The 17253-nt window shown below is 33.1% G+C and carries 17 protein-coding genes and 1 pseudogene; 13 read left to right on the top strand and 5 right to left on the bottom strand.

Annotated features, from left to right (window positions below; all coding sequences use genetic code 11):
- Positions 1-29: 29 nt before the first annotated feature.
- Genes ACP5FO_RS05200 through ACP5FO_RS05180 form a run of 5 tightly spaced genes read right to left on the bottom strand, consistent with a single transcriptional unit; the run spans position 30 to position 6753 of the window.
- On the bottom strand, positions 30-2519 hold the full coding sequence (locus ACP5FO_RS05200) for an EAL domain-containing protein (RefSeq protein ID WP_428157125.1): 2490 nt from the start codon (positions 2517-2519) through the stop codon (positions 30-32).
- Positions 2509-3264 carry a TatD family hydrolase gene (locus ACP5FO_RS05195; protein WP_287006893.1) on the bottom strand — a complete coding sequence of 252 codons (756 nt, stop codon included), beginning with the start codon at positions 3262-3264 and terminating at the stop codon, positions 2509-2511. The genes ACP5FO_RS05200 and ACP5FO_RS05195 overlap by 11 nt, the downstream gene beginning before the upstream one ends.
- Positions 3261-4415 (bottom strand): nicotinate phosphoribosyltransferase, encoded by a 1155-nt coding sequence (locus ACP5FO_RS05190; RefSeq protein ID WP_428106084.1) that lies wholly within the window; start codon positions 4413-4415, stop codon positions 3261-3263. The genes ACP5FO_RS05195 and ACP5FO_RS05190 overlap by 4 nt, the downstream gene beginning before the upstream one ends.
- Before the next feature lie 11 nt (positions 4416-4426).
- Positions 4427-4762, bottom strand: coding sequence for a phage holin family protein (locus tag ACP5FO_RS05185; protein WP_428106088.1), 336 nt, complete (start codon positions 4760-4762; stop codon positions 4427-4429).
- A complete protein-coding gene (locus tag ACP5FO_RS05180) occupies positions 4759-6753 on the bottom strand; it encodes a mechanosensitive ion channel domain-containing protein (RefSeq protein WP_428106092.1) in 1995 nt (664 codons plus the stop codon). Before ACP5FO_RS05180 ends, ACP5FO_RS05185 begins: the two co-directional genes overlap by 4 nt.
- Positions 6754-6839: 86 nt before the next feature.
- Here ACP5FO_RS05180 and mobA point away from each other — a divergent pair, with 86 nt between their 5' ends.
- The 13 genes and pseudogenes from mobA to ACP5FO_RS05115 form a co-directional block, all read left to right on the top strand.
- Positions 6840-7418, top strand: coding sequence for a molybdenum cofactor guanylyltransferase (mobA, locus tag ACP5FO_RS05175; RefSeq protein ID WP_428157124.1), 579 nt, complete (start codon positions 6840-6842; stop codon positions 7416-7418).
- Positions 7411-8886 carry an RNA polymerase sigma factor RpoD gene (gene rpoD / locus ACP5FO_RS05170; RefSeq protein ID WP_428106100.1) on the top strand — a complete coding sequence of 492 codons (1476 nt, stop codon included), beginning with the start codon at positions 7411-7413 and terminating at the stop codon, positions 8884-8886. The genes mobA and rpoD overlap by 8 nt, the downstream gene beginning before the upstream one ends.
- Complete coding sequence (locus tag ACP5FO_RS05165) at positions 8883-9578, top strand: pseudouridine synthase (RefSeq protein ID WP_428106106.1); 696 nt, start codon at positions 8883-8885, stop codon at positions 9576-9578. The genes rpoD and ACP5FO_RS05165 overlap by 4 nt, the downstream gene beginning before the upstream one ends.
- Before the next feature lie 50 nt (positions 9579-9628).
- Positions 9629-9979 (top strand): NADH-quinone oxidoreductase subunit A, encoded by a 351-nt coding sequence (locus tag ACP5FO_RS05160; RefSeq protein WP_428106110.1) that lies wholly within the window; start codon positions 9629-9631, stop codon positions 9977-9979.
- A complete protein-coding gene (locus ACP5FO_RS05155; RefSeq protein ID WP_025391348.1) occupies positions 9970-10431 on the top strand; it encodes an NADH-quinone oxidoreductase subunit B in 462 nt (153 codons plus the stop codon). Before ACP5FO_RS05160 ends, ACP5FO_RS05155 begins: the two co-directional genes overlap by 10 nt.
- 19 nt (positions 10432-10450) lie before the next feature.
- The gene (locus ACP5FO_RS05150) at positions 10451-10996 is read left to right on the top strand and encodes an NADH-quinone oxidoreductase subunit C (RefSeq protein ID WP_428106115.1); all 546 of its coding nucleotides are present in this window, start codon (positions 10451-10453) and stop codon (positions 10994-10996) included.
- Positions 10997-11007: 11 nt separating this feature from the next.
- The gene (gene nuoD, locus ACP5FO_RS05145; RefSeq protein WP_428106118.1) at positions 11008-12204 is read left to right on the top strand and encodes an NADH dehydrogenase (quinone) subunit D; all 1197 of its coding nucleotides are present in this window, start codon (positions 11008-11010) and stop codon (positions 12202-12204) included.
- Positions 12205-12213: 9 nt separating this feature from the next.
- On the top strand, positions 12214-14577 hold the full coding sequence (locus tag ACP5FO_RS05140) for a 2Fe-2S iron-sulfur cluster-binding protein (RefSeq protein ID WP_428106122.1): 2364 nt from the start codon (positions 12214-12216) through the stop codon (positions 14575-14577).
- Entirely contained in the window at positions 14574-15575 is a 1002-nt protein-coding gene (gene nuoH / locus ACP5FO_RS05135; RefSeq protein ID WP_428106127.1) for an NADH-quinone oxidoreductase subunit NuoH, read from the top strand. Before ACP5FO_RS05140 ends, nuoH begins: the two co-directional genes overlap by 4 nt.
- Before the next feature lie 10 nt (positions 15576-15585).
- Positions 15586-16035, top strand: a complete 450-nt coding sequence (locus tag ACP5FO_RS05130; protein WP_428106130.1) for a NuoI/complex I 23 kDa subunit family protein — start codon at positions 15586-15588, stop codon at positions 16033-16035.
- Positions 16032-16538 carry an NADH-quinone oxidoreductase subunit J family protein gene (locus ACP5FO_RS05125; RefSeq protein WP_428106135.1) on the top strand — a complete coding sequence of 169 codons (507 nt, stop codon included), beginning with the start codon at positions 16032-16034 and terminating at the stop codon, positions 16536-16538. The genes ACP5FO_RS05130 and ACP5FO_RS05125 overlap by 4 nt, the downstream gene beginning before the upstream one ends.
- 8 nt (positions 16539-16546) lie before the next feature.
- Complete coding sequence (nuoK, locus tag ACP5FO_RS05120) at positions 16547-16843, top strand: NADH-quinone oxidoreductase subunit NuoK (RefSeq protein ID WP_428106141.1); 297 nt, start codon at positions 16547-16549, stop codon at positions 16841-16843.
- Positions 16844-16855: 12 nt separating this feature from the next.
- Positions 16856-17253 (top strand): annotated as a pseudogene (locus tag ACP5FO_RS05115) (NADH-quinone oxidoreductase subunit L); the annotation flags it as partial.

Raw genomic sequence — 17253 nt, 5'->3', positions numbered from 1 at the left:
ATTCTAAGACGTCATCGAAGCATCTACGATTAGAATGACAACTCCTGGAAAAACAAAGTTTGATTGAAAAGATACTCAATATTTTGTGGCAACTCTGGCTTTGCAATCAAAAAACCCTGCGCTTCATCGCAATGTAAGTGTTTTAGAGCTATTAATTGCTGTTTTGTTTCAACACCTTCTGCGATTACCTTAAGATTTAAAATTTTTGATAGATTTATTATGGTTCTTAGAATCTCAAAGTTTTTTTTCACAAACATTTCTCTAATAAAGGATATATCTATCTTGATTCCACTTAAGGGTATCTCTTTTAGGTAAGACAAAGAGGAGTATCCTGTGCCAAAATCGTCTATAAAGATTTTTATGCCATTTTTGTTTAATTTAGTGAGCTTATCTAAGTGTTTAATAAGTGTGCTTTCTGTTATTTCTATTTCTATCAAGCTTTTATCAATTTTAGAATTTTCTATTAATTCAACTACATTTTCTACAAAGTTTGAATCATCCAATTGAACAGGCGAAACATTAACAGCAATTTGTATATAAAACCCCATCTTTTGCCATGTTTTAATCTGGTCTATTGATTGTTCAAAAATTTTGTAGCCAAGTTCTGTTATTAAATTTGTTTCTTCTAATAGTGCCATGAATTCATTTGGCAAAACAATGCCATTTTTTGAGTTCCATCTAAGTAAAGCTTCAACAGAATGTATATGTAAATCATTCAAAGATAATTTTGGTTGATAGAAAAGTATAAATTCATTGTTTTTTATAGCATTTTTGAGTTTGACTTGAAGCTGAAGTTTTTCCTGGATCTGTATATTGGAGTCTTCTTGATAAAAGCTTAAAAACAGATTTTTCTTTTTTGCATCAACAAGAGCTATTTCAGCGTTTGTTATGAGTTTTTCCTGCGTGTCTGCGTCTGTTGGGTAAATGCTAACTCCTATTGTAAAGCCAAGATTCATATCTATATCAAAAGATAAAGATTCTATTTTTTCTTCAATGGATTTTGCGATATTTAAAATTTCATCTTTGTTTGATGTACTTAAAATAAAGCCAAATTCATCACTACCGGTTCTTGCTGCATAATAGATTTTGTCCACTTCCAGGATTGCTTTAGCGACATTTTTAATTATACTGTCTCCTTTTATATAACCATATTTGTTGTTTATAGCCGTGAAATTGTTGATATCGCAGATAATAACAGAAAAATTTTTTTTATGTTTTATAAAAGACTCAATTGTATACCCAAACATTATTCTGTTTGGTAAATTAGTTAAAGGGTCAAAAGATGACAAAAAAACAACCTTTTTCTTTTTTTCAATAAAATCTATTGCATATGCTATATCACTTGCTATTTCTTCAAATAAATTGATTTCTTTTTCATCAAAATAATCTATTTCATCTGAGTAGGCTTTTAAAACTTTTGAAGGACCTTGAGAATCCAAAATAGTTATAGGTACAGTTATTGATGAGTGGAAATTAGATTGTTTTGCCTGATTTCTCCATGGGCTCATTATAGGGCTTTTTTGTATATCATTGCACACAACGATTTTGTTGTTTCTAATTGCTATACCTGATGGACCACTGCCTTCTGGTTTGTCTTCTTCTATTGAAACAACGATGTTTCTTAAATACTTTTTATCCCCTGCATACGCTTTAGGTTTTATTGTTTTTGTTTTTGAGTCAACGCATCCAATCCATGCAAGCTTAAATTTGCCAAAATTAACAAGTATATTGCATACTTCTTCAAATAATGCATCTACATCCTGTATGCGAACAACCAGATTGTTTATCCTTGATAGTACTTCATAGAGTCTATTTAGCCTGATTAGAAGCTTTTCATTTTCAATACGTTTTGTTATATCTCTAAAAACTACAACCATTGCAGATTCATTTAGCATATTAACGCTTGCTTCAAGCATGAGAGGCTCGTTTTTTGCAGTTTTAAACTCCAAAATTTCAGTAATACCTTTTTTTTGTTTAACAAACTTTTTAAATAATTCTTGATAGTAATCTTTTTTATTTTCTTGAGCAAAATTTAATATATCCTGATTAACTATATTTTTTGTTTTTAAAATATATTCAATAGATTTATTTGAAGAGAGTATTTTACGCGTATCTGTATCTATAACCAAAACGCCATCATAGAGTTTATCAAAAATGGATTTTATTTCTTCCAGTTTAAGTTGAGTTTTTGAAACGCATTGCCTTGATATTGATAAACTTTCCTGCAAGACTGCTTTTAGTAAATTGTTTTCGAGTTGTTCTATGTTTTCAACCTTATGATCCAAAAAAACACCATGTGCAAAATCCAAAAATTCATTTACAAAACTCAAAAAATTTGCCGGATTGTCAAAAGAATCTAAATCAATTGTTTTGAGCTTATTTTTTATATATTTTCTTAGAATTTCTTTAGTTTTTTCATTGACATTTTTATTTTGAATTGTTTCACAGATATTGTAAAGTCTATTTAGTATCTCTTTATTAATATCTTTTAAATTAGAATCAAAGTAATTATTTGTCATTTAAAACTCTTAAACTATTTTCATATGTAATCTGAGCTATTTCTTCTGGTGGTAATTTTAGTAAATTGCTAAGTTCAAAAAGCGTATATTGTAGAAAGGATGGTTCGTTTGTGTGCCCGCGTTTTGGAACAGGTGCAAGATAAGGTGAATCTGTTTCTAATACCATATTTTTTAGCGGTACATGCTTTATGTTTTTTCTAATAAGTGAATTTTTGAATGTTACTATACCACCTATTCCCAATAGGTAATTACGATCTAAAGCAAGTTTTAAAAGATCAAAGTCTCCGCTAAAGCAGTGAATAATGGCTTTTAAATCTAATTTTGAACTTAGTATATCAATGCTGTCAGAAACCGCATCCCTTATGTGAATTGATACCCATTTATTGTGAAAGATTGCAAAGTCAAGTAAACTTGAAAATAGTATTTTTTGAGTTTCTTTAGGAGCGTAGTTATAAAAGTAATCCAAGCCAATCTCTCCTATGCCTATACATTTTTCATCTTTCAAGTAACTTTCTATGATATCTAAATCGCCGATTTTGAACTCGCCTGCATGATGAGGATGAATCCCGGCAAAAAAGTATAAATTTTCATAATTATGTGTTAGTTTACATGCTTTTTCTATATCACTGATATATGATGTAGCAAGAAAAACTTTTTCTACAACCCCAAACCTTTTGATAACTTCGTCTATTATTTTATCAAACTCTTGGGATTGTAGGTGCGCGTGTGTGTCAATAATTTTCATAAATCGACAAATCTCAAGCTTGTTAGTGTATGTTCCCTTATGCTTTTTATATTGGGTAGGTCTATTATTGTTTTGCCACCTTGAACTACATACTCAAGGATATCTTGCATGGATCCGCCACAAGAACATTCTTGGGTTTTGATAGTGTATGGCACTACTTTATCGCTAAAGCATTTTTTGCATCTAAAAAGGCTTTTTGATCCGGAATTTTTGCCTTTTTTGGCGATTGGTTTGCCTTCAATTTCTACAATATCCATAGAAAAATCAATTGTAGACGCACTTGATATGCTTGTGCCAACACCAAAACCATCCACAACATCAACAAGTGGCTCAATGGTTTCTTCGTCAAGCCCACCGCTTGCAAATATTTTTACATTATCTGTGCCTCTTAAAGATAATTCCCAGCGGATTTCTTCAATAATGGCTTTGAGGTTTCCCCTTCTTGAGTTTGGCGTATCAAGTCTAATGCCTGATAATTTTTTGCCAAGCGCTTCAAAAACCCTTAACGTTTCAAATTTTTCATCTCCAAATGTGTCAATTAGTATAATTCTTGGCACATTGATATCCATTGTTTCGTCAAAGTATTGAGCTGCACTAACTGTATCGCCAGAAAGCAAAACGAGAGAATGCGGTATTGTCCCACTTGGTTGTATGTTTAATGTATTTGCAGCCAATACTGTAGAAACACCATCACATCCACCAATATATGCAGCTCGTTCAATTGCAACAGCAATAGCAGGATGCATTCTTCTTGCACCAAATGATAGAAGTTGTTTGTCTTTAACCAATTTTCTAAGCCTTGCAGCTTTTGTAGCTACACCAGATTCTTGACATAAAAAACCTAAAATGGCAGTCTCATACTTTGCAAACTCGCTATAGAGACCTTCAATTTCAAGCACTGGCTCGTTTTCTCTAAAAATACTGCCTTCTTTAATGGCTCGTACATTTACATCCCTGCCGTTGAGTAGTTCCAAAACTTCCTCTAGCCCTACAAATATGCCCCATCTGTAGTTTTTTGGTAGTTTTTTAACGCTAACTTCTGCTTTTACCCTTTTATCTAATCCTTTCACTTTTAGTGTATAAGCGGTTCTATCAAAGTATACATCTGTTACTTTTGCATTTAATATGTCTTCTTTTGTTGAAATGAACAATTTTTACCCCCCTAATCTACAAACGCATTTAATATTAAGCCTATTATACTCATTATTATTGAGCCTGCAAGAGCACTAAAAAAACTTTCAACAACAAAACCTTTTACAATGTACGAGGCAAGGTAAAAAAGTAAAGCATTGATAATAAGCGTAAATAAACCAAGTGTTAAAATATTAATGGGAAGCGTCAAAATTATCAAAAATGGTCGGATGAATGTATTTAATAATCCAATTACCAAGCTTGCTGCAATTAGCGAAAATACACCTTCAACATGTAAACCTTTGACAATCATTACACTAATACCTAAAGCAATAGAATTAATTACCCACTTAATTATGAATATCATTTTACCTCCAAAAAACGGTTAATTGTAGAAAGCACCACTGAGTTTTTCTTTAATGCTTCAATGATTTTTACATAATAGAGTTCTTGAAGCCAAACGGGTGCCTTTAAGTCAGTTTTTTCTATCCATACCCATGCTTCAAACTCAAGACCATATATACTTTGTTTAATTAAAACACACTTTGGCGAGTATGTTTCATTGTTTAAAATATAATCTTGTTTTTTGAGTTCTTCAATAACAATTTCTTTAACTTTTTCAATGTCTGAATTTATATCTACGATAAATGGTATTTTTAATTTTATAGCACCAGATGAATAAGTAGAATTTATAACTTTGGAATTTATAAAGTAAGAGTTTGGCACGATAATATCCGTATTATCGTAAGCTCTAATGATTGTGGATCTTAATTTCGTTTCTATAACAATACCAGATATGTTGTTTTCTGGTATATTTATTATGTCTCCTGGTTTAACTAGCTGCTCAAATATGATTATGATACCAGAAACCATGTTGTTGGCAATATTTTGCAGTCCAAATCCTAAACCAACACTCAATGCGCCAGCAATTAGAGCTATGGTAGAGGCATTAACACCTATAAATGTTAGTGATATAGCCAAAATCACTATCACAATGGTATATGATCCAAGTGTTTTTAGAATTTGAATATTGGCTTCGCCTATGGATTGGTGAAGCTTAAGTTTTTCCAGGCTTTTTTTGTAATGCTTATCAAGCAAAAATCCTAGAAACAGCAAAATTATGATTTTTAGCATTAAAGACAAAGATAAATCAATACCTTTGTACTCAAAAAACGAGTAATTTAGCACGTAAGAAATTTGTATGCCTAGGTTTTTAAGAGATTTTGCAGCTTTGTTTATTGCATATATTGAAGGATTTTGTATATGCAGCAATATTTTTCTAATTGTATTGAGTTTGTTTTCAAGCAAGCTCAAATTTTGTTTGTATGCCATTAAATCCAGCAGTGTTTGTTTAAAATATGAAAAATAGGAAACTTGCGCATTTGAAGTATAGTTTGGTGGCGAATAGTTTGTTATAAATTGTATATTTGTATCAATTGAGTTTTCAATTTTTTGTATTTCTTTTTGAATTTGTGTGTATACGGCTGCTGTTTGTGTAGAGTTTTTATTTTCTATAATTTCTATCAAATAAAGCCTAATTTTTAGATCAATTATTGATATTGCTATAGCAAACAATTGATTTTCATTGTATAGTTTTTGATTTTCTAATTGGGCAAGCCTGTTTTGCAAATAAGTAGAGCTTGATGAAGAGTGCATGATTTGAGATACTAAAAGTTGAATTTGTGTATCTAGCTGTATATTTTGAGAAACAATATTGTCTTGTGTCTCATCATAGTATTTTTCCTGTGATTTGATTTTTTCATTGATATTTTTTAATGCAAATTTTTCCAGTGCTATTTTGTATGTTATGTTACTCATCGATTTATATGAATCGTTTAGGAATTGGTTTATATTATCAATATTTTTTTTTGCCTGGTCAAGTTTTGCTTGTGTAATCTTATAGCGCAAATCTAAAAGCTCTTCATCAAGCGTATTTTTTTGAATTGATAGAAATTCTTCACTTAGAATTTTTTTTCTTTCACTTAAGTGCTGTATTGTTTTTTCTAAGGTGTTTATCGTATTGCTAAGGTTTGTTAAATAGTCAACAAAATTGTTGAATTCGTCAAAGTAAATGACTTTTGCTTTTAGAAGCCGATCAAGTTTTTCTTTATTTTGAACTTTTGGTTTTGTTGAGTATAGGCTTTTTAATTCTCTTAACAGATCGATTTTTACATAAAGTTTATCTAATGTCTCTGAATTTTTCGTTTTACTTATCTGGGTATAGGTTTGTTGTTCAAGTTTTTGAATGGCAGAAATTGAATCTTGTGGTTTTTGCGGTACTACGATTGCCCCATAGGACAGATTTTTGAAAGCAATTGAGAAAAATATTGCAATTACAAATATTTTAAAAAATCTCATAGATCTAATTTATATATAAAAAAGTTTTTTATGTCAATACTATTGACTTTTTGGAAGTTTTCATTACTTTATAGCGAGTGATAAAAATGTTGAAATTTGGTGCGCTTGTACTGTGCGGGGGTAAATCTAAAAGAATAGGTAAAAATAAAGCTTATCTATTAAAAAATAATGAGTCATTCATAAGTATAATTGTTAATAGGTTGTTAGAGATTTTTGAAGAGGTGATACTTGCTGTTGACGAAACCCAAAAATATGCACAAATTATAAGTAATGGGTTAAAGGTCGTAGAGGATAAAAAAAATTATTTTGGACCCATTGAAGGTTTGAGGCAAGGTTTAAGGGTAACACATAAACAATATTTGTTTGTATGTGGTTGTGATATGCCCAACATTAAAAAAGACTGTATAGAAGAATTAGCTAATTACGTTGACAACTCTTATGATTGTGTAATACCTTTAATTGAGAGTCCTCAAGTATTGCATGGTTTTTACAGTAAATCTTTATACAAAAAACTTGAAAGTGGTAATTATTTTAGCATAAAAGGACTTTTGAGTGATGTTAAGGTTAAGTATGTATCAAAGTTCAATTGTAATATAAAAGAGTCGGTTATAAATATAAATACTAAAGAAGATTATGCTAAGCTGTTAGGAGGAGCAAATGGATAAAACACCAAATGAGGACATTTTTTCAAATAGCCTTTTAGAAGAAGGCAAAAAGAAAGGCTACTTAACGTACGATGATATAAATAAGCTTTTGCCCGATGAAATTAACATTGAAGAAATTGACGATCTTATGGATAAGTGCGATAACCTCAATATTGACATATTAGATAACGAATCAGATGCAAAAAAAACACCTGTAATAGCAAAAGATGAAGATTTATTAGAGGAAGACACAGAAATTAAAAGTGCTATAAAAATGTATTTTTCTGAGATGGGTACAATAGATTTGCTTGACAGGGAAGAAGAAATTGACTTAGCAAAAAAAATCATTGATGAAAAAAACGCATTACTTGAAGCATTAGTAGAAGTGCCTTTTTTTGGGTGGACTTTAGATGACTTGATATACAAAATTAGCAATAATATTATCAAGTTAAAAAATATATCAAATGCGCTTGACAGCTCCTTTGACGATGTGAGACAAGAAGATGAAGAAGATTTTACAACAAAACAGAAGTTTTTAATTGTTTTTTCAGAAACTAGAGAAGCTCTTGTTTCTTATAAAAAAGAGAAAAATCAAGAATACAAAGATAAGATTTTGCACAATTTGATAGAAATTTCTCTCAATGATATTTGCATTGGTAACATTATGGAGGATTTTAAACAAAAAGCCTACAAGCTAGAATCAGAAGAAGAAAAGGATAAAATATTTCAGCAATTAAACGAACTCGAAAAAAGTAGGCTTCTCATTGAAAGTGCAAAACAAAGAATGATCAAGGCAAACTTAAGACTTGTAGTTTCGATAGCAAAAAAATATTTAAGTAGAGGTTTATCTTTTTTAGACCTCATACAGGAAGGCAATATTGGTCTTATGAAAGCTGTTGACAAGTTTGACTACAAAAGAGGCTTCAAATTTTCTACATATGCAACATGGTGGATTAGACAATCAATTTCGCGTGCTATTGCAGACCAAGCTAGAACAATTCGTATTCCAGTGCATATGATAGAAACCATAAATAAAATTGTTAGAACATCTAAGCTTTTAGTTCAGGAAAACGGCAAAGAGCCAAGCGTTCAAGAATTATCAGAAAGCCTGGGTGTACCAATTGAAAAGATTAAAAATATCTTAAAAATAGTAAAAGAACCTATCTCGCTTGAAACGCCGATTGGCGACGAAGAAGATACAAGATTAGAGGATTTTATAGAAGATAAAAACGCTGCATCACCACTCGATACAGTAATTGAATCTGACCTTTCAGAAAAAATAGAAGCGGTACTTTCTACTCTAAGTGAACGAGAACAAAAGGTTTTACGCATGAGATTTGGCATATCAACAGGTTTTGATCACACACTTGAAGAGGTAGGTAGAGTGCTCGGCGTGACACGCGAACGTGTACGACAAATTGAAGCTAAAGCAATTAAAAAATTAAGACATCCGAAACGTTCAAAAGCATTAGTGAGCTTTATTGAATGAGACTAAATAGATATTTAGCAGCTTGCGGTTTAGGCTCAAGACGAAACACCGAAGAACTAATAAAAGCAGGCTTTATTAGTGTAAATGGTAAAATTGTAAAGGATTTTATAGATATAGATCCAAAAAGTGCGGTTGTTTTGTATAAAGGTAAGTCCGTTAGACTTGAAAGTAGGCTGTATTTTGCTTTTTATAAACCACCCTTTGTAATATCAAGTCTTAAGGATGATAATTACCAATGTATTGGCGATTTTTTTAATCATTTAGATGTAAGGATTTTTACTGTTGGCAGACTGGATTATTTATCGGAAGGTTTAATATTTATTACAAACGATGGCTTATTTGCAAATAGTGTTGCTCACCCATCTTCAAAAATCAAAAAAATATATCTCATTAAAACGCAGAAGCAATTGGATAATAGCACATTAGATGCTCTTTCAAAAGGTACAACGCTTGAAGATGGATTTTTTAAGCCACTTTTGATTGCGTTTACAGAAAATAAGCTATGGATAAAACTTTCAATGGATTCGGGTAGAAATCGTGTGATTAGAAGATTTTTTAAAAAATTTAATATAGACATACAAGTACTAAAAAGGATATCAATTGGTGGCGTTAAATTAGGTGATTTGATGCCAGGCGAGTACAGATTGTTAGAAAAAAATGAAATATTGCAATTGACACAAAGCAAACGATAGTATAAAATTCACCACGAATTTATAACTTTCTAATAAGGAGGTTTTGGTGCATGACTAATTGGTTGATTGCATTTGTAGCTTTATTGCTACTGTTTTTGATTTTTGCAGGTATGGTAATAGCTGCGAGATACCTTGCGCCACATGAGTACGATAAAGAAAAATATGATTTGTATGAGTGTGGTGTACCCATGGTTAGCGAATTTCGTTATTTCAATATTCGTTTTTATATTATTGCTATTATGTTTACGTTGTTTGATATTGAGGCAATATTTATGTATCCATGGGCGGTATATTTTAAGGAATTGGGTATTTTAGGTGTTATTGAGATGGGTTTGTTTATTGTTATGGTTTTTGTTGGTTGGATTTATGCGTATAAAAAAGGAGCATTGGTATGGGAATAGAGAATGCCTGGATTACTACAAAATTAGATAAGCTAGTTAGTTGGGGTAGGTATTCATCTTTTTGGCCTGTTACATTTGGTTTGGCATGCTGTGCTATTGAGATGATGGCAACTGGTGCGTCAAGGTTTGACTTGGATAGGTTTGGTGTAGTTTTTAGGGCATCTCCTAGACACTCGGATGTTATGATTGTGGCAGGTACGCTTACAAAAAAGATGGCAATAGCAGCACGAAAGGTTTACGACCAGATGCCAAGACCCAAATGGGTTATATCAATGGGTAGTTGTGCAAACACTGGCGGTATGTTTGATTCATACAGTGTTGTGCAAGGCGTTGACACAATTATACCGGTAGATGTGTATGTGCCTGGATGTCCGCCAAGACCAGAAAGTTTACTCTATGGTATAATGAAGTTACAAGAAAAAATTAAAAAAGAAGGCTCGATGAATACTTAAAGAACAAGGAGTATATAATATGGATGGTGCTTCGGTAGCAGAATTGGTTAAGGGCAAGTTTGGTGATGATGTTTTAGAGATAAATGAGTTTAGAGACGAGTATAGTGTAGTTGTTTCTTGTGAAATTGCTCACGAATGCTTAAAATATTTGCACGATGAGCTAAATTTTGAATATTTAGTTTTAGTAACCGCTATTGACTTTGGTGTAGAAATAGAACAACGATTTCAAGTTGTTTATGAACTACGTTCTTTGTTGCATAAACTCCAGATGCGCGTTAAAACCAACATAAAAGAAAACCAGGAAGTAGAAAGTGTTGTGGATATTTATAAATCCGCCACTTGGGACGAAAGGGAAGCTTATGACATGTTTGGCATAGTCTTTAAAAACCACCCGGATCTAAGAAGGGTTTTGATGCCAGAAGATTGGACGGGTTACCCACTCAGAAAGGATTATCCGCTAAAAGGCAGGCCAGAAGACGATACATATTTAGATAAGCATTTACCGCTTGGCCAGATTAAAAAACCAAGGCATACAAGGAATCCTTTTAATCTAGCTCAAAAATAGGAGACTAAAGCATGAACAAAACTTATGTTCCAGAAAATGAGAGAGAAGTTATAGTAAATATGGGTCCTCAGCACCCATCTACACACGGTGTTTTGAGATTTGTTGTAAAGCTTGACGGTGAAAGAATCATTGAATCTGATCCAGATGTAGGCTATTTGCATCGTGGTTTTGAAAAATTTGCGGAAAATATGACATATCAGCAATTTACACCATTTACCGATAGGCTAGATTATTTAGCTTCAATGAACAATAATTTTGCATATGTAATGGCTGTAGAAAAATTATTTGGTATTAGTAGTGATATACCAAAAAGAGCCGAATACATTCGTGTAATTATGGCTGAACTTGGCAGAATTGCTTCGCATTTAGTTTGGCTTGCCACCCATGCTTTGGATATTGGTGCTATGACAGTTTTCTTATACTGTTTTAGGGAAAGAGAGTATATTCTTGACATGTACGAGATGGCTTGTGGAAATAGGCTTACTTACAATTACGTAAGGATCGGTGGTGTAGCTCGAGATTTACCGGATGGTTTTTTAGATAAGCTAAAAGAATTTGTTAAACTTTTTCCTTCAAAAGTAAAAGAATATCATACATTGCTTTCTAAAAACAGAATCTGGTTGAAGCGAACCAAGAATATCGGCTATATTTCAAAACAAGACGCTATCAATTGGGGTATAGCTGGCCCTTGCACAAGAGGTTCCAGTATTGATTGGGATTTAAGGCGCGATATGCCTTATTCTGTGTATCCTGAACTGAATTTTGAGATACCTGTGTATCATAATTGTGATGTATACGATAGATACCTTGTGCGTATGGATGAAATGGTTCAATCTAACAGAATTTTGGAGCAATGTATAGAAAAAATTCCAGATGGACCTGTAATGATGAAAGATAGCCCATATGTCTGGGATCCAAAAGAAGATTTAATGAGAAAAAATTACTCACTTATGAAACATTTTGTTAAAGTGGTGCAAGGCATAAAAGCCCCTGTTGGAGAAATTTATTTTGGTGCCGAAAATCCTAAAGGCGAACTAGGCTTTTACATTTACTCAAATGGCGAAGGTGTACCTTATAGGATGAAAATTCGTTCTCCATCATTTATTAATTTGAGTGCTATGCCAGTTATGTTAAAGGGGCATTATATTGCGGATATTATATCGGTAATCGGGAGTTTGGATTTTGTATTTGGCGAATGTGATAGGTAGAGGTGGATTATGGAAAAGAATGTAAAAATCAAAATAGATGGTAAAGAATTTGAAGTAAGTAGTGATCTAAGCATTTTACAGGCAGCAAGAGTAAATGGAATATATATACCAGCTATTTGCTATTCGGATAGATTTGGAGCAATTGGCGCTTGTAGGATTTGTGCTGTTGAAATCGCTGGTATGAAAAAACCTATGCTATCATGCGCTGCGAAAGTAAAAGACGGTATGGAAGTAACAACCAACTCTCAAACACTAGACCAATTAAGAAGAGAAGTAATTTACGAATGGGACACATTTCACCCACTTCAGTGTGGCGTTTGTGATAAAAGCGGTGAGTGTGAGCTTCAAAACATAAATTATGAGTTTAATATAACCGAAAACCCAAAAGAAGCCAAAACAGATCCGCTTAGCATACCTCAAGGCACAATACACTATGAATGGAAGATTATTCATCATGATGCGAACTTATGTATTCAATGTAGAAGATGTGTTGCAGTATGCGATAAAGTGGTCAATTTTGGTATTTTGGCGTTGGTTAAAAAAGAAGGCGACAGAAAAGAGATAGACACAAAAGATGGTAAACCTCTCGATTGCGAGTTTTGTGGTCAATGTGTAAGTGTTTGCCCAACAGGCGCAATGTCTAGCAAGTTGTTTAAATACAAAGCCAGAGCATGGGAGATGAAAAAAATTCCTACAACTTGCGGTTTTTGCTCGTCCGGATGCCAGATGGATTTGAATGTCAAAAATAACGAAATATTACGGGTAACAAGCGAAGAATACACGCCAAATATGGCAAACCTGTGTAATTTAGGAAGGTTTAACTATTCAGCAAGCAAATCAGAACGCTTAATTAACGATTATGCTTTTAATACGAAATTAGTTAGCCAAGAAAACATGATATTAGAATTATCTCAATTGCTAAAAAATAATCCGAAAGAGAAGATTTTTGGCATCAGCGGTAGTCGCGAAACTGTAGAAGATAGTCGTGCTTTTAAAATGTTTTTTAACAATACGTTATCAAACGATAATATTGATAGCCTATCTTCAACGCATATTGGGAAACTTTATAAATATCTACCACAAAGCGTAAATAAACTCTATAGCTTTTCAGAAATCTCCAATTCTAGTTTGATAATATGTTTTGGCGGTGATATCGCAAACGAGATGCCTCGTATTGACTGGGCGATTACAAAAGGATCAAAACTACTTAAAACTGCCAAAGTAGCAAGTGTCTATTGGAAGGATACAAAAATTGATACACTGGGAACAATGCCATTTAGATACAAACCAGGCAAAGAATTGGAATTTTTGAATATTTTAACCAGTGCACTCAAATCAGAAGGTTTTGGCACAAATTTGGATGGTTTAGATAATATACAAGACATTAAAAGCGAAGATTATGATTTAACTGCGCTTTTAGAGGAGATAAAAAAAGCTCAAAGCATAGCGTTTATTGTTTGTCAAGAAGGCCTTGAGAGCTCAAGTGGCGAAGAAATTTCTAAAGCTGTTTCGAATATTGCTTTGTTGCTAAAAGATAAAATAAAAGTTTTTGCATCTAGTAAATACAACAATGCGTTTGGTGATTTATACAACGGATATGGCTTATCAAAAGATTTCAGTATTAACAAGCTTCTAGATTTTGCAAAATCAGGTAAAATTGAAACGCTTTTGCTATTAAATGCCGATCTTTATAGTTTTTTGAGTGATGATGATGCTAAAATTATAAGGGATAATATAAAAAATATCGTATTGTTTGATACTTTTGAAAGCAAGACATCCATGATTGCAAATGCAATTATCCCAGTACCTTTTTTTACAAGCCAAAATGGTACTTTTATTAATGCAGAAGGATCTTTAAATAAAATCAATAAAGGCATAGAATCTGTAGTAGGACCTGCATGGGAGTTTTTATTTAAATTATCAACAAGCTTAGGATACAATTTATCTAGTGCAAAATTAGAAATTAAAGACAAAAAAATTTGCCTGAATGGTCCATCTGATCAAATTTATCCTACTAATACAGAATGTAATATCGAAGGTAACGGCACATTTAGCTTTATTGCAAATTACTCTAAGTTTAGAACTGCTATCTATTCGGGCTTCGGCGAAGGAGCAAAGCTGGCACAAAGCGATTCTATTTTGCATATCAATCCAGAAGATGCGTCAAGTTTAAACCTACAAGAAAAAGATAATGCGCAAATCTCTGGCGTAAACGGCTCGGTAATCTTGACAGTCCAGATCGATGAAAAGATGCCAAAAAATACACTTAGCGCACCGATTTGGTTTGAAAATGTTAATCTTTATAATATTACAGGCAGTTTTAATAATGTAGCATTAGTAGGTTTAACCAAGGCTGAAGGGGGCTTGAAATGATTGAAGTAATAATAGGTGTTGTTAAATTACTCGTCCTGGTAGCAATTTTAAGCGTATATGTTATGTATGCGACCTGGTATGAAAGAAAAGTTATTGGTCACATGCAGCAACGTATTGGGCCAAAAAGGGTTGGGCCGTATGGTTTACTTCAACCTTTGGCAGATACAGTAAAGAGTTTTTTTAAAGAGGATGTTATACCAACGAAGGCTGATAAGCCATTATTTTGGTTAGCGCCAATATTGGCACCTACGTTTCCTTTTGCTGCTGCGGCTGCTATACCGTTTTTTCCACCAATTGAGCTTTCAAATGGCACAACATTTTATTTTAGTGTGTTTCACTCCAATATAGATTTATTATTCATTTTGGCAATGATGGGTTTATCAAGCTTTGGTGTTATTCTTGCAGGTATATCATCTGGTGGCAACAAATATTCATTTATAGGAGCGCAGCGCGAAATTGCACAGGTTGTAAGTTATGAAATAATACTTGCACTAGCCCTATTAAACCCTATACTGATGGTACAATCGCTTAATTTGACGGAATTTGTTGTATTTCAACAACAACATTTATGGTTGGTCTTTTATCAACCCTTTGCATTTGTGGCATTTGTAATTGCAATGGTGGCCTCTGCCTCAAGGGTGCCTTTTGACTTACCAGAAGCAGAAAATGAACTCGTTGCTGGTTTTAATACAGAATTTACTGGACTTAAAATGGCTATGTTCTTTTTTGGACAGTATGTGACAATATTTGTGGTATCAGCTTTAGCAGCAATAGTGTTTTTAGGTGGTTGGAGTGGTCCTGCTATACTGCCTGGGTTTATTTGGTATTGGCTTAAAGTACTGTTATTTATATTTATGTTCACATGGTTTTGGGGAACATTTCCTCGCTATAGGTATGACCAGTTAATGGATATAGCATGGAAAAAACTACTGCCTCTTTTAGTATTAAATATCCTGTGGACAGGCTTTGCACTGATAGTGCATATGCCTATAATTTAGGGAGGTTGGTATGTTGTTTAATGATTTAAGAAAAGGTTTAAGTGTTACATTAAAGTATCTATTTACGCATGCAGTAACGTGCCAGTATCCAACACAAAGACTAAATGTGCCAGAGCGAGGTAGATGGTTGCATTCACTTAACTTATCAGAAGATAGTCAAAAAATTAAATGTATAGATTGCGGACTTTGCGAGGAAGTATGTCCATCTAAATGTATAGAAATAATACCTACAGAAAATAAAGATCATACAAAAAGCCCTGAAATTTACAACATAGATTTAGGCAGATGCTGCTTTTGTGGGTTTTGTGTTGAGGTTTGTCCAGAGCTTGCAATTTCTATGAGTGACAAGTACGAGCTTTCTGGTTACGACAGAGAAAAATTTATTTTTACAAAAGAGGATTTAATAAAAGTTGGTTTAGAGTACAGCAATAAGCTGCAGAAAAAAGAAGGTGAGTTATGATTGTAGAAATTGTAGTTTTTGCAATTTTAGCAGTAATGGCAGTAGGTGGTGGTTTTGGAATAATTGTGACAAAAAATCCATTTAGAGCCGCAATGTGGATGGTGTTGTCTTTTATTGGTTCTGCTGGTATTTTTGTCATGCTAGATGCAGTATTTATTGCAATGCTTCAATTAATTGTTTACGCTGGTGCTATTACTGTAATGATAGTAATAGCCATGTATACAATGGATAAGTTAACCATTGCAAGCCTTAAAAGATTTAATAATCAAGCCTACTTTGGCGCATTATTTGGGCTTGGTATTTTGTTAGATTTTATAGTTATAGCAAGCAAGCTTAGAATCAACACAACACTTGCTGGCAAAAATCTATCAATTGCGGGCAACAATATCAAAGCAATAAGCGATGTGTTATTTAAATCTTATTTGTTGCCTTTTGAGATAACCGCAATTGTACTTTTAATTGCATTATTTGGTGCAGTTGCGCTTACAAAGAAGGATATTTAGGAGGCAAAATGTTTGCTGCGTATATGTTCGTTAGTATATTGCTCTTTGCCATAGGTGCAACAGGGGCAATGATTAGAAGGAATTTTTTAATTGTCTTGATGTCTTTGGAATTAATGATAAACGGTGCTGGCATGACATTGATTGTAATGTCTTACTATATCGGAAATATTTCTGGGCAAGTGATGTTTTTGTTTGTAGCAGCAGTGGCAGCAAGCGAAACGGCCGTGGGCCTGGCTATAGTGGCTATGATGTATAAAAATAAGAAAAGTGTAGATATAAATGATTTTACTACACTTAGAAAGTAAAAGGGGAAAGATATGAAAACGTTGGTGTTGCTAATTATTATCTGGCCTCTAATTGGTTTTTTAATCAATGGTCTATTTGGCAAATGGACTAAAAATTATGCTGGCGTAATTGCGGCAAGTGCTTTGGGTTTGAGCTTTTTAAGTGCGGTTTACCCAATATGGCAGGTAATTTTGGGTAATATTTACGATTTTGTGTACTTTACATGGATGCCGCTGGGTAAGTTTAGTGTTCCTTTTGGGTTAAGGGTCGATTCACTATCTACAGTAATGCTGTTTGTTGTGACATTTGTTTCCTGGATGATTCACATTTACTCAAATGGCTACATGAAAGGCGATCCTGGATATGCAAGATATTTTACCTACCTAAATTTATTTGTATTTTCAATGCTTCTTTTAATTTTAGGTGATAG

The sequence above is a fragment of the Desulfurella sp. genome (assembly GCF_049977265.1).
Taxonomy (GTDB): domain Bacteria; phylum Campylobacterota_A; class Desulfurellia; order Desulfurellales; family Desulfurellaceae; genus Desulfurella.
This window is presented reverse-complemented; position numbering and strand designations above follow the sequence as displayed.